We start from the raw sequence: 18,409 nt of genomic DNA, 5'->3' as shown, positions 1-18,409 counted from the left end.
GAGCGCAAAGTCATGATGTGTCCGTTTTGCCGCCACGGCGAGACCAAGGTCATCGATTCGCGGGCCAGCCAGGATTACGTCATCCGCCGTCGGCGGGAATGCCTGAGCTGCGACCGCCGATTCACGACGTACGAGAAGATCGAAGAATCGCCTCTAAAGGTGATCAAGAAAGACGGCAGCCGGATTCCGTTCAATCGGGAGAAGATCCGCGCGGGGCTTGAGAAAGCCTGCTACAAACGCCCCATCAGCGACGAAATCATTCAAGGCATGGTCGCCGAGATCGAGTCCGACCTGTACGAGCAGTTTGACCGCGAAGTTCCTTCGCAGGTGATTGGCGAAAAGGTCATGGATGCCCTTCGCGCAGTCGACCAGGTCGCCTTCGTCCGATTCGCATCCGTCTATCGCGAATTCAAAGACGTCAACGATTTCGTCGACGAGCTGGAACCGATTCTCCGAGCGGGGATTCGCTGAGGACCCGCTGCAGATCCGCCCTCAGCGGATCCGCCTGTTCCTCGCGCCATTGCTGGACCTTTTCGCAACGGACGGCCACCGTTCGCTCCAGGTCTCCCAGGAGCGAACGCAACGACGAATCGTAGCGGGGCCAGCCGGGGAGATTCTCCATTTCCAGCTCTGAGTGCCGCGTTCGCACCCGCACTGCGGCCAACTGGCAATCCTGAATGCCGCCGAGCAGTTCCTGCAGCGTTTCCAGTTGGGGAGAGATCTGCTCCGAAAGCGCCGGCACAAAGCAGCCGCTGAAGATCTCGACGGCATAACGCAGCGGCTTCAGCGCCAGTCGCAACGCATGGTAGTCCGTCACGTCGGCCAACGGGCCACCGAACTGTGAGAAGAAACGCTCCGCCAGCGCGGTCAGCCGAAACCGGCCGATGTCTCCAAAGGTCAGACCGCGGCGATCTGCGGCTGAAACTGCTCCGACCAGCTCCTTCGACCGACGACGGAGGGGCGCCTGCGATTTCCGGCAAACTTTCAGAAATTTCTCCTGGGCCATGCTTCGCCGTGCAGCGGAATCGCCCGCGAGCAAGTCGAACCCCGGCGCATCCTCCGCACCAATCTGCCAGACGCGCTGCGCGAGATCCAGGAGCAGAACGTCCCAGTCGCGGATGCGTCCCGCAGCGCGACGGATGGACCTGACCCTGCTCGACAACTTGCGCGACTGTTGATGCGGCAGGCAGACGCCGAAACTTTCGACCGCGGCAGTCGCCCTGCGACTCGCAACTCGCAACTGGTGAACGGCTTCCGAATTTCCGCACTTCGCCCTCAGCACGTCGGCCAGGCGTTTTTCCAGAATCTCCAGCCGCTCTGCCAGAACGCATCGTGCCGCCCGGCCCGCGGGACATCCGGCATCGACTTTACGGTTCCACTTGCCGGACGACATGAGACCAGTCCCTGACAATGGCTTGCAGAGACGAATTGCCCCAGCCACCCCATCATCCGCATTTCAACAGCCAGCCCGCAATGAGATTCCCGGCGAATCCCCGGCGAATGCGCACCAGTCCGCCGGGCTTGGATCGCCTGCTGTTCGTCTACTACAATCCAAACATGGCTGGAAACTCGTTCGGACAGGCGTTCAAGATTACGACCGCAGGCGAAAGCCACGGCCCGGGCAATGTCGTCATTCTGGACGGCGTCCCGCCGGGAATCCCCCTTTCCGTCGAGGACCTGCAGGTCGATCTTGATCGCCGACGTCCCGGCCAGAGCCACATCGTGACTCAACGGAAGGAATCCGATACACCTGAGATTCTTTCGGGGGTCTTTGAGGGACGGACGACGGGCACGAGCCTGGCAATCCTGATTCGCAATGAAGACCAGCGCAGCCGGGACTACGGCGACATCAAGGACCTGTATCGACCCGGCCATGCGGACTACACGTTCGACGCTAAGTATGGCTTCCGCGACTACCGCGGCGGCGGCCGGAGCAGCGCCCGCGAAACCACCTCCCGCGTGGCAGCCGGCGTAGTCGCGAAGAAGATCCTCGCGGAAGCCTGCGGCGCCCGGGTCGTCGGCTACGTGCTGCAGGTCGGCGATATTCACGCGACGATCGAGAATCCTGCTGCAGTCACTCTGCAGCAAGTGGAAACTCTCCCGGATGGCAGCCCGAACATCGTCCGCTGCCCCGATCCCGAAGCCGCCGCGCGGATGGTGGAATTGATTGAACGCGTCCGGAGAGAACAGGATTCCATCGGCGGCGCCGCCGAAATTGTCGCGACCGGAGTTCCCGCGGGCCTCGGAGAACCAGTCTTCGACAAGTTGAAGGCGGATCTCGCCAAGGCGCTGTTCAGCCTCCCCGCGGTCCTGGGTGTCGAGTACGGCGTCGGATTTGGCTGCGTGACGCTGCGCGGCAGCCAGAACAACGATGCCTTCGTCCCCGATCCCGCCCACCCGCGGCAGGGACGTCCCGGAATCTCTACAGCGTCAAACCGCCATGGCGGAATGCTGGGCGGCATTACCAGCGGACAGCCCATCGTGCTCCGGGCCGCCGTCAAGCCGACGAGCAGTCTGCCTCAGCAGCAGCCGACCGTTACGCGTGAAGGCGAGCCGGCGACAATCCAGACGAAGGGACGGCACGACCCCTGCCTGCTGCCGCGATTCATCCCCATGGCAGAGGCGATGGTTGCCATCGTGCTGGTCGATCACTGGCTCCGCTGGCAGGCGCAAAAAAGTTGGCGCGGGGTCGTCGGCGACTGAATCGTCCGAAGGAGCAACGGGCGACAACAACGGACTGTGAAGGAGCACAAGCATGTCGCGAATCCTGGTCGTCGAACCTGATTCTGCAGTCACCGAATTGATCCTGCCGACGCTGGAGTGCCTCGGGCACGAGGCGCTGGTTGTCACGGACGCCAGTTCGGCCCTGACGCAACTGGAGGATGTCCCGCCGGATCTGATCCTGACGGCCTACAGGCTTCCGGAGTCTGACGGCCTGGAGCTCGTCGAAGAAATCAGCCGCAGATTCCCGCGAATCCCTTCGGTCCTGATGACCGATCAGGGAAACGAAGATCTGGCGACCGAGGCGTTGCTGCGCGGAGCAACCAGCTACATCCCGAAGCGACGTCTGTCGAGAGATTTTCAGCGCACGATCCAGAAGCTGCTCGGCCTGTCGCGTGCCGCGCGACGGCATCGCCATCTGATGGCCTGTTGGAGGGAAACGTCGGACCGATTCGTAATCGACAATTCACCGGCACTCATTCCCGCTCTCGTGTGTCACTTCCAGGAAACCCTGCAGCTCCTGGAGTTTGCCGATGACCGGACACGCCTCAGAATCTGCGTCGCACTGACCGAAACCCTGGAGAACGCGGTCTACCACGGCAACCTTGAACTCAGTTCCGCGTTGCGGAGCGGCGACGGAACCCGCTGGCATGAGGAATCGGAGCGGCGGCGCAATCTCCCCCCGTACTCCCGTCGGACCGTCGACGTCCGATCCGCCATTTCTCGCGATGAAGTCCGGTTTGTCATCCGGGACGAAGGCCCGGGGTTCGATCCGGCGAAACTTCCCGATCCGCGGACGCCTGAGCATATTGCCGACATCGGCGGTCGAGGCGTGCTGCTCATCCGGACGTTCATGGACCGGGTCGAGTACAGCAGCCGCGGCAACGAAGTCACTCTCGTCAAACTCGCGCCAACCAAACCGGTCACGTAATGCCTGAGATTGGCGGAGGTGGACTGCACGACTCAGCCGTCACGGACCGCGGACGCCGTCGCGTCTCGCCAGACTGCCCAATCCTCAGGCGTATTGATATTAACCAGCGACAGCAGCCGTGGATCGACGCTGCTGAATTCCTCAGCATGTAATTCGTACATCGACAGCCGCTCCAGAAACGCCTGCATTCTCCGTTCGCCCGTCGCCACCAGGGCTGAAAGCCGCGGCAACACGCCGAACGCATAGCACGCGGCCAGCGGATGACGGCGGCCATCGATCACCGGAACCGCAGCCTCCCGTTCGCCGCAGAATCGGGACACGACGCGAACGAATTCCGGCTTCAGGAACGGCGTATCACAGCCGCTGAGGAAAACTCGCCTCGGCTGCGCCCGCAGGGCGCGCCAGCCGGTCTCGAGCCCCGCCAGCGGCCCCGCTCCTGCGACCGCGTCGCGCACGACAAGCACCCCGTCCGGCAGAACGGGCAAGTCCTGCCCGTCCGCCGCGACCACCACCAGTTCGCCGGCAACCTGGCAGATCGTCCGGGCAATCCGCTGCAGGAAGGTTTCTCCATCAATCGGGAGCCATGCCTTCGGCTGTCCCATCCGGCGACTTTGCCCGCCGGCCAGAAGTATCGCCGCCAGCCCCGGTTCTCGTTCAACCATTTGACCAGGCCTCGTGGACCTCCAATCCTCGGACCATCCGTACGAAAACGCCGACGGCCCAGGAAGACCTGAGTCTCCCGGAGCCGTCGGCAATCCGCAATCGTCAGCGGCCCATCCTGCCGCAACGCCCCTACTTGATAAACAGCATCTCGGCGTAGGTCGGCAACGGCCAGTAGTCGTCGGCGACGACGCCTTCCAGTTCGTCGACGACCTGGCGCAGTCCGTTCAGCGCCGGCTTGATTTCCTTGGCGCACTTCATAGCGGCCTCGGTCGGATTGGCCACGCCATGGCCGCCATGCCCCGGCAGAAGCTGCTCCAGAGCGCCAATCTTCTCCAGCAGCGACTTGATCAGCCCGCTGACCTTATCGAGAATTGCGACGTCAAACGCGACTCCCGCAGCCTTGCAGTTCGCGGCCGCCGAGGCCAGTTCGGACTGGTACCGAACCGCCGCCGGATAAATCGTCGTCTTCGCGACTTCGTGAGCGACATTCGCCTCGACGTTGAGCGTCAGGACATACTGCTCGAAGTAAATCTCCTGCCGGCTTTCGAGTTCCCGCTTCGACAGGACCTTATATTTCTCGAACATCGAGATCACCGCGGGGTTGGTGATCGACGAAAGCGCGTCCACGGTCTGCTTAAGATTGGGCAGACCGCGTTTCGCCGCTTCCTGCTGCCACTCCTCCGAGTAGCCGTCCCCGTTGAACACCACCGCGCCATGCTCGTTGATAATATTCTTGAGCAGGGTCTGCACGGCCGGAGCAAGCTTCGACGGGTCGCCGCCCGTCGCCTTCTCCAGCTCAGTGGCGATGTCGTCCAGCGACTCGGTCATAATCGTATTGAGAGCCACCAGCGGTCCCGAAAGGGACTGAGCCGAACCGACCGCCCGAAATTCAAACTTGTTGCCGGTAAACGCAAACGGACTCGTGCGGTTGCGATCCCCGGCGTCCTTCGGCAACGGCGGCAACGTATCGACGCCCACGGTCATCACGCCAGGCTGCTTGCTGCTCGTTGCGGAGCCGGACTGCTTGATCTGCTCGAACACATCGGCCAGTTGCTCGCCGAGGAAGATCGAGATAATCGCGGGGGGGGCCTCGTTCGCTCCCAGCCGATGATCGTTGCCGGCATGCGCCACAACGGCCCGCAGCAGCGTCGAGTGCTTATGCACCGCGCGGATCACCGCCGCGCAAAACACGAGGAACTGCATGTTCTCGTGCGGTGTCTTACCCGGTTCCAGCAAATTGCCCTGAGTGGAGCTACCCAGCGACCAGTTGAGGTGCTTTCCCGATCCGTTGACGCCGGCAAACGGCTTCTCGTGCAGGATACACGTCATGCCGTACTTTTCAGCCACGCGCTTGAGCGTGAGCATCAGGATCTGCTGATGATCCGCCGCCACGTTGGCGTTCTCGTACATCGGAGCGATTTCGTACTGGCTCGGCGCCACTTCGTTGTGGCGGGTTTTGACCGGCACTCCAAGCTTGTACAGTTCCCGCTCGGTCTCCAGCATGCAGGCCAGCACGCGATCCGGAATCGACCCGAAATACTGATCGGCAAACTCCTGACCCTTCGGAGGCGGCGCCCCGAACAGCGTCCTGCCAGCGGCAATCAGATCCGGACGGGCGAAGTAGAAGTTCCGATCGATCAGGAAGTATTCCTGCTCGGGACCGCACGTGGCCGTCACCATCGCTACATTCTTGTGGCCGAACAGCTTCAGGATTCGCTGGGCCTGAGTGTTCAGCGCCTTCATCGAACGCAGCAGCGGAGTCTTCTTGTCCAGCGCTTCGCCGGTCCATGAGAAAAACGCCGTCGGGATGCAGAGCGTCGTTCCGTTCGGATTCTCCAGAATGTACGCCGGGCTCGTCACATCCCACGCAGTGTAACCGCGGGCTTCGAACGTCGCGCGAATACCGCCCGACGGGAAACTCGACGCATCCGGCTCACCTTGAATCAACTGCGAGCCGCTGAACTCGGCGATCGCGCCGCCAGTCCCGTCCGGCGACAAAAAACTGTCGTGCTTCTCGGCCGACAATCCGGTCAGCGGATAGAACACGTGGGCGTAGTGCGTCGCCCCCTTCTCGATCGCCCAATCCTTCATCGCGGCCGCAACCGTATCGGCAACGGAGCCGTCGAGCGGTTCTCCCGCTTCGAGAGTCTTCATCACCGATTTGAAGATGCTCTTCGGCAGCCGGTCCTTCATAACCTTGATGCTGAAGACATTTGTCCCAAACACTTCTCCAGCCGGAGTTTCCGCAAAACTCAATGGGGCCGAAAGGGGCTTGTAATTCGTCACTGCCGAGATTGCATTCAGCCGCGCACTGCTGCCGCTCATGTTCTCACTTTCCTGCTGTAACGGTGGAGGGGCCAATCCTGGTGGTCACCCAGTGCCCGATGAGAGTGCAACCAGCGTGCCGCCATTGATGGAGTTTCAACTGCCTCAGACTCTAGCAGGAATCGACGGATTTCCTAGCGAGCAGCCACCACCAGGACCGCCAAGAAAACAAGCACGACAGCACAGTTTTCGCGCAACCCTTAAAGGCGTCGAGAACAACTTTGCTCCCGCCACCGAAATCCCCTCAGTCGCCGCAGATCTTCTGCGGAAACAGGTGGCCTGACGCCAAGATTGCCGAAAGGCAAGTTCTGGAGCCGGAAAATGCCGGCCAGCAGCCCCGAAGCGTCTCATGAAGCTTTCGAGCAAGACCTCGACAACCTGTTCTGTCAGCAGGAGATTCGACTTCTGAGATTTTCCTCGCTGCGGAATGAACCCGGTCGCTTGACGGGTGTCTGTCGGGCTGTAGAATCAGCCCACCGCACGCGGTTGACGCCACGTGTTGGGGCCGTAGCTCAATTGGTTAGAGCACCGGACTGTCGATCCGGAGGTTACGGGTTCGAGCCCCGCCGGCCTCGTATAGAACTGGCTGATTGCCCGATTCGTCGCAACAGCAGTTCGCTTCACAATTTTGAGAACACACCAGGCTGTCATGCCTGGTGTGTTTTCGTTTACACCTCCTCAGAATCAGTATCCCGAACTCACCAGCGGCCTCCGAGAGACATCGGCCGCATACACAATGCCCAGCAGCGATCAGCGACCCCTGGCGCGGCGATCCCGTCACCCATCTTTCGCCGCCTGACGCCGAAATTGATGATCGAGCCGGCCAAGATCCGTTAATATTTGGATTCCAATTCCACAATCGCGAACGCCCAAAGAACTCGCTGGCCGAAACAGATGTCTTGACAAGACTTGTTTCGACAAGTATTTTGCCGATATTCCCCCGCAACGACATCCCCAGGAGACCTCCATGCCTTCCAATGCCCAGCAATACGATGTCGTCGTGATCGGCGGCGGACCGGCAGGAACGACGACCGCGACGCTGATCGCCCAGCAGGGATACCGCGTCGTCCTCTACGAGCGCGACCACTTCCCTCGCTTTCACATCGGCGAATCGCTGATCCCGCAGACCTACTGGGTCCTCGATCGCCTGAAAATGCTCGACAAACTCAAGGGAAGTCACTTCGTCCGCAAGTACAGCGTGCAATTTGTGACCGACAAGGGCCGGCTGTCCGAACCCTTCTATTTCTGCGACCACCGGCCCCACGAATCCTCGCAGACCTGGCAGGTCCGCCGGAGCGAGTTTGACCAACTCATGCTGGAGAACGCCCGCGAGCAGGGAGTGGAAGCCCATGAAGGCGCCCGAGTCCACGACGTCCTGTTCGACGGCGATCGCGCCGTCGGCGTTCGCGTCACGCTCGATGGCGAGTCCGCCTCACGCGAAGTCCGTGCGAAAGTCGTGGTCGACGCCACCGGCCAGCAGTCGATGCTGATCGGCAAACTCGGCCTGCGCGAGTGGTACCCGGAACTGAAGAAGGCCGCCGTCTGGACCTACTGGAAGGGGGCGTTCCGGGATACCGGCCGCGACGAAGGCGCCACGATCGTCCTGCAGGTTAAGGACAAAAAAGCCTGGTTCTGGTACATCCCCCTTCACGATGACGTCGTCAGCGTCGGCGTGGTGGGAGGACACGACTACCTGTTCCGCGATCGCGGAACCACCGACTTCGAAGAGATCTTCTTTCAAGAAGTCGCCAGGTGCCCGGGAGTGCAGCCGCGAATCGCCAACGCCGAGCGCTGCGACATCTTCCGCGCCCAGAAAGAATACTCCTACCGTTCCCGCAGGGCGGCGGGCGACGGCTGGGTGCTCGTCGGAGACGCCTACGGCTTCCTGGATCCCCTGTACTCCTCGGGAGTGCTGATGGCGCTCAAGTCGGGACAACTCGCCGCCGACTCGATCTGCACCGGTCTGTCGAAGAACGACACGTCCGCCGACCAGATCGGCGACTGGGAACCGGCATTTGTCCGAGGCGTGGACCGTATGCAGCGGCTGGTGATGGAGTTTTACAACGGATTCAGCTTCGGCCGGTTTGTCCGACGGCACCCGCACCTGAAGGACTACGTGACGGACGTTCTGATCGGCGACGTGTTCAAGGACGACGTCGACGTGCTCTGGCCGCTGATGGATGAAATGCGGGCGGAACGCGAGCAGGAGCTGGCGACGCTGGCCGCTGCCCGGCCCGTTGCAGCGGAAGCCGGCAGCGATGAGTGAATCCGGCTCGATCCGCCGACCCTCGATCGCCGTATTGCCGGTTTATCTGCTGTTGCTGATTGCCGCCGTCGGGATTTTCTGGGGCATCTGCCGGTTTCACGAGGAGCTGTCGGTCCCTGCGGCAAATGCAAAAGCCGCGGCGGTCTTCGAAAGTTCCCGGCACGTCAATGTGGTCGTGCATGTGATGACCACGCTGACCGCGGTCATCGGCCTGGGAAACCTGCTGGCCTGGCTGTTCCGACGCATTGGCCAACCGGCCGTCATCGGCGAAGTGATCGCCGGGATCCTGCTGGGACCGTCCGTCCTCGGTGCGATCTCGCCGGAAGCCATGCACTGGTTCATTCCCGGCCCGGAGACCGATCCGCAGGGGCTGGTGGTGGCGGCATTGAACGTCGTGGCCCAACTGGGCATTGTGCTCTACATGTTCGTGGTCGGCCTGGAACTGAATCTGGAAAAAGTCGGTCGCAACGCCCACATTGCTGTGGCGATCTCTCATGCCAGTATCGTGCTGCCATTCGTGCTCGGCGGGGTTCTGGCGCTCTGGCTATACCCGGTCCTGTCCAGCAGCGACGTTCCGTTTACAAGCTTTGCGCTGTTCCTGGCCGTCGCAATGTCGATCACCGCATTTCCGGTCCTGGCGCGCATTCTGACGGACCGGGGGCTCGACAAATCCGATCTGGGAGTCATCGCTCTGAGTTGCGCTGCGGCCGACGACGTGACGGCGTGGTGGCTGCTCGCATTCGTCGTGGGCGTCGCTCAGGCACGGGTGGGAGATGCCGTGACGATTGCGGCTGCAACCGTGCTCTTCCTGGGGGTGATGATTGGCGTTGTACAGCCGCTGATCCGCAACTGGATCGCCTGGACCACACATTGCAAATCGGAGCTGCGCGCCGGGCCGCTGGTGCTGATTGGGCTCTTGATGGCCTCCCTCACCACGGAGATCATCGGCATCCATGCGGTGTTTGGCGCGTTTCTCTTCGGCTCCATGATTCCGCACGACAGCGCGCTGGCGAAATCGCTGACCAATCAACTGCGCATGGTGGTTACAGTCCTGTTCCTTCCGGCGTTTTTCGCAATTACCGGCATGAATACTCAAATCGGGCTGATCGTCGGAACGGATCGCTGGCTGATGTGCGCTGCGATCATTCTTGTCGCCACCATCGGCAAGCTGGGAGGCACCCTGGTGGCTTCCCGCGCCGTCGGGCTGGATTGGCGAACATCGGCCGCGCTGGGCATCCTGATGAATACGCGGGGCCTGATGGAACTGATCGTCCTGAATGTTGGCCTGTCGCTGAAAATCATTTCGCCCGAGCTGTTTGCCATGATGGTCCTGATGGCGCTGGCGACGACCCTGGCGACCGCGCCGATCTTGAGCCGACTTTCTCCAGCCGAACGTCCGTCCCGGAGTTGAGCCGGCAACCGACCGATGCGGAGCTCGGCGCAGAGGGAATCGCAAGGCCGAGGCTTGCAACGCCCCCCTTGGGGGCATAAACTGCCGACACTGAGATTGAATCTCAGTCTCATCGCCAGCCAGCGACCTTACCGGCAGCCCGCTCGCCAACGCCTGCGTCCAACCGGCTCCGCCTGTTGTGACTGACCACGCCCCGTGATCGGCCCTCTCCGTTCACGTCCCCGCTGCTGCCGCTCTCTTTGCGCTCCATCACCATGGAGGACCGGGGCGCAACATCGACGGGCCGTCGGGAACTCGGACGACCGAAATCTCCTCTCACTCCCCGGAAAGTCGCGATCCATGATGTTTCATTCCTCCCGTCAATCACTCATGACTGCGGTTGGCTACTGGCTCTCCGCCGGCGGCTTCGTGGCAATGGCCCTCTGGCTTACGCAGGCGGTCGCCGCCGAGCCGACCGCAGCTCAGCTCATGCAGGCTGGTCACGACGGGCGGGTCGCCTGGCACGCATTCCCCGGCTTTGAAGCAAAGCTGACGGCGGCAACGAACGGGCGGAGCGTATCGGGGCATGTCACAGTCGCCGCCGATGGCAAGTTGAAGCTCGACCTGTCGAATTCCGAGGGCTTCGAGTGGATCACACGGACGCTCGACTCGCTGGTCGGCCATCGACTGGCTGACAGTGACGCTAACCTTAACGTCGAATTTGCGGATGACGACGCGACGCACCCGATGGGGCGTCTCATCCGCTCCAAGGATCCGGCCGAGAAAAGCCAGTGGCGCGTCCGGGGCGACGTCATGACGGAAGTCCATCGTTTCACCGAGAAGACGCACTTCGTCATCAGCGTTTCCGACGTCCTGCGGACCCCGGACGGAAAGCACCTGCCGCAGGACTTTGCGGTGACGACGTGGGACAAAGCGACGGGAGACCTGATCAGCAGCCGGCAGGTTCACACCGAATGGAAATTCGTCGACGGCGTCGCAGTTCCAAGCCTGTGGTGGGCCGCCATCAACACCGGCAGGGAGACGCGGTCGACACAACGGCTGGAACTGTCCGAACCGCGTCTGCTGGCCCGAACGGCCACGACCGCAGTCAGCCGGTGACCCGTCGCCGACGGCGCCTCGCACGTTCCTCCCATACGCCCGCTTCTGGAAAGTGACTGTTCCATGCTCGACGGCATTCTGTATGGACTGTTTTTCGCAATCGCGTCCGCCACCCCGGGCGAACACTGGCCAGGTTTTCGTGGCGACGGGACAAGCACGACAGCAGCCCGTCAACTCCCGCTGACCTGGAGCGATACCGAGCACGTCGCCTGGACCGCCGAAATTCCGGGCTATGGTCAATCAAGCCCCGTCGTCTGGGGAGATCAGATCTTCGTCACCTCCGCAAAGGGAGAGGAAAAGGAAATGATCGTCGTCTCGGCTTTTTCACTCGCCGACGGCCAGCAGGTCTGGTCCCGCGAGTTTCCGGCGACGCAGAAGGTCAAAGTCAGCGACTATGTCAGCCGGGGCGCCCCCACGCCGGTCGTCGATGCCGACCGGGTTTACGCGTTCTTTGAAAGCGGCGACCTGCTGGCGCTGACACATGCCGGCGAGCCGGTCTGGCAGCGGTCGCTGGTCAAAGAATACGGCGAGTTCCAGGGAAACCACGGCATCGGGTCTTCGTTGACGGCCGCGGGCAACAGCGTGATTGTGCTGATCGACCATGCGGGCCCGTCGTATCTCCTCGCCGCCGACAAGGCCAGCGGAGACAACCGCTGGAAAGTCGACCGCAAATCCCGGACGTCGTGGTCCACGCCGGCCATCCGCACGGTCGGCGACTCGACCGAGATCGTCGTCAGTTCGAACGGGGCCGTCGAGGGGTATCGGGCGGAGACCGGTGAGCGGGTCTGGCGGGTCGAGGGCGTCGACGGCAACACGACGAATTCGCCGACCTGTATCGGCGATGTCGTCCTCGTCGGCTCCAGCAAGGCGAACCAGAATCTTGCCGTGCAGCCGGGGGGCCAGGGGGATGTTTCTGCGACGGCAGTCCAGTGGCGATCCGAGGACGTCACATCCTCATTTGCATCGCCGCTGCTGGCGAGGGGAACGGCGTGGTTCGTGAGCAAGGCGGGCGTTCTCTACGCGGTGGATCCCCGAAGTGGAAAGACGCTCTGGAACGAGCGGCTCCCCGACTCCTGCTGGGCCTCGCCGCTGGCGGTTGAGGATCGCGTCTACTTCTTCACCAAGGGAGGCCAGACCGTCGTTTATCGCGCTGGCCCGGAAAAGGAACGACTGGCGGAGAACACATTGACGCTCGAAGGCCGGATCTATGGCGTCGCCGCCGTCCACGGAGCGTTGATCGTTCGATCCGGGAGCAAGCTGTGGCGGCTCGGCGGCAGCGGCGTTCCGCAATAGCGAATGCGGCCCGTCCCGAATCAGACTCTGAGATACCAGCCCCGCCACTCCAGGAACCGGCAGACGGCGTAGACCGACGCCGTAAAGCACGCAAAGCCGGTCAGAGTGAGGAGCACCGACGGAGAGGACTCGGGGAACCAGATGGCGACAGTCCAGCCGGCAATGTCGTGCAGGAGATAAGCGGCCAGCGAGTTGGTTCCCAGCGTACGGAAGATTCCCAAGGTCCATCCCCAACCATCGCAGGCCCCCAGAAACCCGGCATAGAGCAGCAGCGACAGACCCGCCGCGAACGTCGGATACGAGAGATTGCCGCTCCGCTGGCTCATCATCCAGTAGTTCCACTGACGTCGCATCGCGTCGGGCGGGGGGACGAAGGGAGGTTCCACCAGACCGCCGTCCCAGGCCCGCAGGCGTTCGAGAGACGGCAGAACCGGATCGGGCGCCAGTTTGGTGACTCCGGGTGCTGGTGCGACGATCGGCGGCGTGGTCCGAAAGGCGTCGATGCTGTCCCGATCGCCGGAATCGTCGATCGTGCCGGACGGAACTGCCGGCAGGACCGTCGATTGAGCACGAGCCAACGGCACGTTGTAGAGGACTGTCCCGCAGGACATGCCCCACGCCAGCGCCATGACTCCGATTCCGCACAGGGCCAGGCTGCGCACGGCAGCGGTTCCCCTTGCGCGGGCGGCGTCGCAGGCCAGCGTGCCGCAGATGGCGGGAACGGTCCATGTCAGAAATCCGAGCGGACCGCCGTCGATTCCATTCGGGGCAGAGTTCACCCACACAAAATTGAACCACCAGGACAGCACGATATGCAGCACGCCGGATGCCACAGCATAGGCAATCCGCACCCGGACCGAGGCGGAGATCACCGGCAGGATCCAGAGCGAAGTCACGGCGATGTGCATCAGCGTCTGAAACCAGCCCCGTTTCGCCTGGCTGTAGAGAACGCTGGCGAGATCCTGAGTGTTGAACTTGTCAATCATTCCACGCAGGTCACAGAACGAATACCAGATCACGGCGACCAGCGCCAGCCCCAGAATTCGGCGGAGCGCCCGCCCCCAGGGCATCTTCCCGCCCGCTTCCAGGCGACGCCCGAGGCTCAGCCGGAGCGCAAAGCCGGCCGCAAAAAGAAACTGCGGCATAATGGTGTCGGCGTAGCTGCAGTAGTCGTGGGAGTGTTTAAGAATTCGCGGACAGATCGAGTATCCGCCGAGGAAATTGACCAGCAGCATTCCCAGCATGGTGTAGCCGCGGAACTGGTCCAGCGAAGTAAGGCGCGGTGGCTTGACGGCCGGTACTGTCGACATGCGACGTCCTGACGGAATATTCGGGAACGACGTGTGGCCGAATTTGTAACGCGCCGTCCTGAAACGGGCTACAGAGCGAGTCGCCCAGGATTTACGCCGCTGGGCGACAGGGATTCGCCCCTGACCGGGCCTCATGACGCGCCAACTGCGGTTCGTCGTCAGAACCTGCCGTTTTGCCTTCGCGATTCAACGCGCTATGTCGTTGCGTCAAATTCTGGTTCTTCTCCGCGAACTCCTCTTCCCTCTGCGTCTCCCCGAGAACTCTTACTCTTCCAGTTCCGCCTGCAGTTCACACCAGCGTTCTTCGGCGTCGACGAGCTGCGCGGCAATCGCCTCCTGCTCATCGTGCAGCCTCATTGCTTCAATCGCGTCTGTCGCCTGCATCAGCGCCGCGTGGACCTTCTTCTTCTCGTCGTCGAGCCGTGCGATTGTTTTCTCGACGGTCGACATCTCTTTCCGCAGTTCGCGTTCGTTCTTCTTCGGTCCTTTGGCGACCGGCGTCGATTCGCGGCCCGGAACCGGGGGAACCTTCGCCCGGCGGGCGGCTTCTTCGCGCTCGCCTTCTTCGATCTCCTTGTTGACCGAGTACAGATACGCGTCGTACTGACCGCCGTAGAGGGTAACCCGGCCGTCGCGGACTTCGATGATGCAGTTGGCCACCCGCTTCATGAAGTGCCGGTCGTGGCTGGTGAAGATCACCGTCCCCTTGTAGGCGATCAACGCCTCGGCGAGGGCTTCGATCGTGTCAACGTCGAGGTGGTTGCCCGGTTCGTCGAGGATCAGAACGTTGCACTGACTGAGGAGCAGACCGGCCATGCAGAGCCGGGCGCGCTCGCCGCCGGAGAGGACCGAGACTTTCTTCTGCACCGCTTCGCCGCGGAACAGCATGGCGCCCGCCAGATCCAGAATCTGCTGGTCGCGGGTTCCCGGCGCCGCCTGGGCATAGAGGTAATCGAGAACAGTCTGCTTCTCGGGCAGGCTGGTGTAGACGTGCTGGGCGTAGACACCGATCTGGCAGCCGTGACCCCAGCGAACGTCGCCCGCCAGCGGCTTCAGGGAGTCGACGAGCGTCCGCAGGAACGTGGTTTTCCCCTGGCCGTTGTCTCCCACGATCGCCGCCCGCGTGCCGTGATCGATTTCCAGCGTGATGTCGTCAGCAATTTTCCGCTCGGCGTAGCCAATCGCCACGTCGCGGCAGCGGACCGCCGGTCCCTGGCGGGGATCGACCTGCGGCGCACGGATACACGCCGTCGGCTCATCGGCTTCGATCTCGATCGTTTCCAGACGTTCGAGCTGCTTGCTCTTGGAACGGGCCTGCGTCGCCGTGCTGGCGCGGGCTTTGTTCTTGGCGATGAATTCTTCGAGGTGTTTGCGTTTGGCAAGGACTGCGGCGTTGGACCGTTCTTTATGTTCCTTCTGGTCCCGCTGATATTCGAGATAGGCTTCGATCTTTCCAGGAAACATCGTGAGCTTGCCGCGGGTCAGGTCGAGCGTGTGCGTGCACGTTTCCTGCAGGAAGGACCGGTCGTGCGAAACAATCAGGCAGGCCTCGCGATAGTTCCGCAGAAAGTGCTCCAGCAGAATCTGTGTCCGCAGATCGAGGAAGTTGGTCGGTTCGTCCAGCAGGAGCAGGTTGGGCTCGTGCAGCAGCAGGGCCGCCAGCTTGACGCGGGTCTGCCAGCCGCCGGAGAGCTTGGCGATCGGCCCGTCGAGATAGGCCCCCTTCAATTCGAACTGACCGGCGACTTCACCGCACTTCCAGTCAGGCTGGCCGCTGTCGCGCATCAGAAACTCGAGGGCGGTTTCGCCAGGTTTGAAGGGATCGTGCTGCCGCAGATACCCCAGCCGCAGGTTGTTCGAGCGCGTGACTTCGCCCTGATCCAGCTCCTCTTCGCCGAGCAGAATCCGCAGCAGGGTACTTTTCCCGGCTCCGTTCCGGCCGACAAACCCCACCTTGACGTCTTCCGTCAGCGCAGCTTCCGCTCCGTCCAGCAACACCTGCGACCCATAATTCTTATGGGCGTTCCTGATCTGCATCAACACGGCCATCCGGCGGAAACCCTCGCTGAAACGGACAAAAAACGAAGTCGACTTAATGACTGCCGGACCGGCAGCCCGATGCCCGAAGGCAGCCTGAGCCTGAATCTTACCGAAATCCCGTCCGACCGGAACCCTGACCGGTCCAAACCGACCTGCTCGCGTTCCGTCCAGGCCGCCGCCAAAGTCGACCGAATTCCCTGTGCGAACTTGACTTCCGGCGGCGGAAACAAATACTGGGACTGTGGCCTTTCGGGCCTTCGCATTGCGTCGGCAGGCGGGGAGTCGGAAAGCTGCCTCTTTTCGCGGTGAGGCCGTGTGAACCGGGTCAGGTCGTAACTGAAGCAGCCCTAAGCAGTTGGTTCTCAGGTGCGGACGGAGGCAGCTTTGCGGCTCCCCGTTCCTTTTTTGCAATCGAGCCGCACGGACCGCCAATCGGGCTGAGTCCCCTGCCGCGGCGCGGGCGAAATGGTACCATGCGACGGCCCCGGCAAGCTCTCCGCAGTCTGCCTGTTCGGCCATCCGCCGGGGCGGCTTTTCCCGGGACTTTGCCGGCATGGATACGCAATACACCGCACTCGCTCGACGCTTCCGCCCGCAGACGTTTTCGGAAGTCGTCGGCCAGGAGCGCATCGCTCAGACGCTGCGCAACGCCATCCTCGAAAACCGAGTCGCCCACGCCTATCTCTTCACCGGGGCGCGGGGCGTCGGCAAGACGTCGATGGCCCGGATATTCGCAAAGGCCCTGAACTGTCCAAACACCAAAGACGGCGTCCCCTGCAACGAGTGCGAGATCTGCCGGGGCATTTCCGCGGGCAACGACGTTGACGTGTCCGAGATCGACGGCGCCTCGAATCGCGGCATCGACGACATCCGCTCGCTGCGGGCGAACGTCAACGTCCGCTCGATGCGGTCGAAGTACAAAGTCTACATTATCGACGAAGTTCACATGCTGACGAAGGAGGCGTTCAACGCCCTCCTGAAGACGCTGGAAGAACCGCCGCCGCTCGTCAAATTCGTCTTCTGCACGACCGAGCCGAATAAAGTCCCCGACACGATTCTGTCCCGCTGCCAGCGGTTCGATTTCGGAACGATTTCTACCGACAACATTGAAATTCGCCTGTCGCAGCTCGCTGAGGCAGAAGGCTTCACGGTCGACCAGGAGGCCCTGGAGCTGGTTGCCCGGCGGGCGGCCGGTTCAATGCGTGACAGCCAGTCCCTGTTCGACCAGCTCCTGGCCTTCGGCGCGCAGCACATCACTGCAGCCGACGTCCATCGCCTGCTGGGGACGGCGCCCGACCAGCGGTTGATTGATCTGATCGAGGCGATGATCGACCGGCGGCGCGATGCGGCCTTGTCACAATTTCAAGTCGCGTTGAATGATGGGGTGCAACTGGAGGCTTTCACCGACCAGTTGTTGAATTATTTCCGGGATCTGATGGTCGCTGCCTGTGGAGCCGAGGGCGTTCAGCTTTTGAGCGTGGGGCGGGATTGCCTGCCGAAGCTCCAGGAACAGTCCCGGCGCTGGGGTCTGGAGAACGTGGTAGCGGCGTTGCAGATCTTCGCCGATACCAAGGGCCGGATGCAGCGGGTGACATACGGTCGGGCGCTCGCCGAGCTGGCTCTCGTCCGGCTGTCGCTGCTGGCCGATATGGAGCGACTCGACGACCTTCTGTCGCAACTCAAGGCGGGCAATGCCGTTGTCGCCAGCGGAACCGCCCGTCCGACGAGTGCTCCGCCACCTCGGCTGGCGGCCTCGACGAGCCCTGTTCCGGCCCCAAGCCTGCCAGCGCAAAAAAAAAATGAGCGACTGACGCCCCCTCCGGCGGAGGTGGCTTCAGGTGCGGATTCGCCGGTGACTGGGAGTCGAGATCCGGCTCCAATCGAGGCTGCGGCGCCCCCCCCGGTGATCGCATTTCAGCCGGGACTTGAGGCGGAACTGCACCGCCTCATGTTGTCCCGCTTGACCGACATGACTGGGACTCACCTGGCGAAAGTCGTGTCAACTGCAATTTCCGGACCAAATCGACTGGATTTCTCATTTTCTGCGAGCTATGATATCGGACGGAAGGCGTGCGAGCGGCCGGAAGTCCAAGCCCGGCTAGAGAGTTTGGTCAAAGAGCTGACTGGCCAGGACGTACGGATTCAGTTCCGTACCGTGGTCACCGAAGCTCCAGAAGCCAAACCTCAGCCCGCTCAGCCGACGAACAGTCGACGCAAAGTGGTGGAGTCACCCGAAGACCCGCTGGTCCAGGAAGTTGCGAAAACCTTCGGGATCGAGCGCTGGCTCCGGCAGGAGGTTCTGGCCGAGGTGGTCGAGGCCCCGGCTGGCGGAGACCTGCCCGAGGAATAGA

Annotated in this window: 13 protein-coding genes, 1 tRNA gene and 1 other RNA gene; 10 read left to right on the top strand and 5 right to left on the bottom strand. The window is 62.3% G+C overall.

All coding sequences use genetic code 11. The annotated features are described in order from the left end of the window. The first annotated feature begins 12 nt into the window (after nt 1-12). Entirely contained in the window at nt 13-471 is a 459-nt protein-coding gene (nrdR, locus tag SH412_RS04605) for a transcriptional regulator NrdR (protein ID WP_336522340.1), read from the top strand. On the opposite strand, the gene SH412_RS04600 is transcribed toward nrdR, so the two are convergent. Further along, on the bottom strand, nt 419-1,393 hold the full coding sequence (locus SH412_RS04600) for a CHAD domain-containing protein (RefSeq protein ID WP_336522339.1): 975 nt from the start codon (nt 1,391-1,393) through the stop codon (nt 419-421). The two genes, nrdR and SH412_RS04600, sit on opposite strands and share 53 nt — an antisense overlap. A 164-nt stretch (nt 1,394-1,557) precedes the next feature. Between SH412_RS04600 and aroC the strand changes: the two genes are divergently transcribed. Beyond that, complete coding sequence (gene aroC, locus SH412_RS04595; protein ID WP_419555785.1) at nt 1,558-2,703, top strand: chorismate synthase; 1,146 nt, start codon at nt 1,558-1,560, stop codon at nt 2,701-2,703. A 52-nt stretch (nt 2,704-2,755) separates the two neighbouring features. Continuing rightward, a complete protein-coding gene (locus SH412_RS04590; RefSeq protein WP_336522337.1) occupies nt 2,756-3,652 on the top strand; it encodes an ATP-binding response regulator in 897 nt (298 codons plus the stop codon). A gap of 32 nt (nt 3,653-3,684) precedes the next feature. On the opposite strand, the gene mobA is transcribed toward SH412_RS04590, so the two are convergent. Further along, a complete protein-coding gene (gene mobA, locus SH412_RS04585; protein WP_336522336.1) occupies nt 3,685-4,314 on the bottom strand; it encodes a molybdenum cofactor guanylyltransferase in 630 nt (209 codons plus the stop codon). A 130-nt stretch (nt 4,315-4,444) separates the two neighbouring features. Next, entirely contained in the window at nt 4,445-6,640 is a 2,196-nt protein-coding gene (locus tag SH412_RS04580; RefSeq protein WP_336522335.1) for a glutamine synthetase III family protein, read from the bottom strand. A gap of 501 nt (nt 6,641-7,141) precedes the next feature. On the opposite strand from SH412_RS04580, the gene SH412_RS04575 reads away from it, so the two are divergent. From SH412_RS04575 to SH412_RS04555, 5 genes are all read left to right on the top strand, one after another. After that, nucleotides 7,142-7,215 (top strand) — tRNA-Asp (locus SH412_RS04575). A 392-nt stretch (nt 7,216-7,607) separates the two neighbouring features. Then, nucleotides 7,608-8,906: an NAD(P)/FAD-dependent oxidoreductase gene (locus tag SH412_RS04570; protein WP_336522334.1), complete on the top strand. Its 1,299-nt coding sequence runs from the start codon at nt 7,608-7,610 to the stop codon at nt 8,904-8,906. Then, nucleotides 8,899-10,317, top strand: a complete 1,419-nt coding sequence (locus SH412_RS04565) for a cation:proton antiporter domain-containing protein (RefSeq protein WP_336522333.1) — start codon at nt 8,899-8,901, stop codon at nt 10,315-10,317. Before SH412_RS04570 ends, SH412_RS04565 begins: the two co-directional genes overlap by 8 nt. A gap of 339 nt (nt 10,318-10,656) precedes the next feature. Beyond that, a complete protein-coding gene (locus SH412_RS04560; protein ID WP_336522332.1) occupies nt 10,657-11,415 on the top strand; it encodes a DUF3386 family protein in 759 nt (252 codons plus the stop codon). A 63-nt stretch (nt 11,416-11,478) separates the two neighbouring features. Next, a complete protein-coding gene (locus SH412_RS04555; RefSeq protein ID WP_336522331.1) occupies nt 11,479-12,708 on the top strand; it encodes an outer membrane protein assembly factor BamB family protein in 1,230 nt (409 codons plus the stop codon). Nucleotides 12,709-12,728: 20 nt separating this feature from the next. Here SH412_RS04555 and SH412_RS04550 read toward each other — a convergent pair whose 3' ends face one another. Then, nucleotides 12,729-14,018 carry a hypothetical protein gene (locus SH412_RS04550; RefSeq protein WP_336522330.1) on the bottom strand — a complete coding sequence of 430 codons (1,290 nt, stop codon included), beginning with the start codon at nt 14,016-14,018 and terminating at the stop codon, nt 12,729-12,731. Nucleotides 14,019-14,282: 264 nt separating this feature from the next. Next, a complete protein-coding gene (locus tag SH412_RS04545; protein ID WP_419555769.1) occupies nt 14,283-16,067 on the bottom strand; it encodes an ABC-F family ATP-binding cassette domain-containing protein in 1,785 nt (594 codons plus the stop codon). Nucleotides 16,068-16,347: 280 nt separating this feature from the next. On the opposite strand from SH412_RS04545, the gene ffs reads away from it, so the two are divergent. Continuing rightward, nucleotides 16,348-16,444, top strand: an RNA gene (gene ffs, locus SH412_RS04540) — signal recognition particle sRNA small type. Between the two features lie 167 nt (nt 16,445-16,611). Next, nucleotides 16,612-18,408 (top strand): DNA polymerase III subunit gamma/tau, encoded by a 1,797-nt coding sequence (gene dnaX / locus SH412_RS04535; RefSeq protein ID WP_336522328.1) that lies wholly within the window; start codon nt 16,612-16,614, stop codon nt 18,406-18,408. The last annotated feature ends 1 nt before the right edge of the window (nt 18,409 follow it).

This window comes from Planctellipticum variicoloris, assembly GCF_030622045.1.
In the GTDB taxonomy this organism is placed as follows: Bacteria; Planctomycetota; Planctomycetia; order Planctomycetales; family Planctomycetaceae; genus Planctellipticum; species Planctellipticum variicoloris.
This window is presented reverse-complemented; position numbering and strand designations above follow the sequence as displayed.

Coding starts and splice junctions, on each gene's coding strand:
- nrdR (WP_336522340.1), top strand. CDS start 13: ATGATGTGTCCGTTTTGCCGCCACGGCGAGACCAAGGTCATCGATTCG.
- SH412_RS04600 (WP_336522339.1), bottom strand. CDS start 1,393: ATGTCGTCCGGCAAGTGGAACCGTAAAGTCGATGCCGGATGTCCCGCG.
- aroC (WP_419555785.1), top strand. CDS start 1,558: ATGGCTGGAAACTCGTTCGGACAGGCGTTCAAGATTACGACCGCAGGC.
- SH412_RS04590 (WP_336522337.1), top strand. CDS start 2,756: ATGTCGCGAATCCTGGTCGTCGAACCTGATTCTGCAGTCACCGAATTG.
- mobA (WP_336522336.1), bottom strand. CDS start 4,314: ATGGTTGAACGAGAACCGGGGCTGGCGGCGATACTTCTGGCCGGCGGG.
- SH412_RS04580 (WP_336522335.1), bottom strand. CDS start 6,640: ATGAGCGGCAGCAGTGCGCGGCTGAATGCAATCTCGGCAGTGACGAAT.
- SH412_RS04570 (WP_336522334.1), top strand. CDS start 7,608: ATGCCTTCCAATGCCCAGCAATACGATGTCGTCGTGATCGGCGGCGGA.
- SH412_RS04565 (WP_336522333.1), top strand. CDS start 8,899: ATGAGTGAATCCGGCTCGATCCGCCGACCCTCGATCGCCGTATTGCCG.
- SH412_RS04560 (WP_336522332.1), top strand. CDS start 10,657: ATGATGTTTCATTCCTCCCGTCAATCACTCATGACTGCGGTTGGCTAC.
- SH412_RS04555 (WP_336522331.1), top strand. CDS start 11,479: ATGCTCGACGGCATTCTGTATGGACTGTTTTTCGCAATCGCGTCCGCC.
- SH412_RS04550 (WP_336522330.1), bottom strand. CDS start 14,018: ATGTCGACAGTACCGGCCGTCAAGCCACCGCGCCTTACTTCGCTGGAC.
- SH412_RS04545 (WP_419555769.1), bottom strand. CDS start 16,067: ATGGCCGTGTTGATGCAGATCAGGAACGCCCATAAGAATTATGGGTCG.
- dnaX (WP_336522328.1), top strand. CDS start 16,612: ATGGATACGCAATACACCGCACTCGCTCGACGCTTCCGCCCGCAGACG.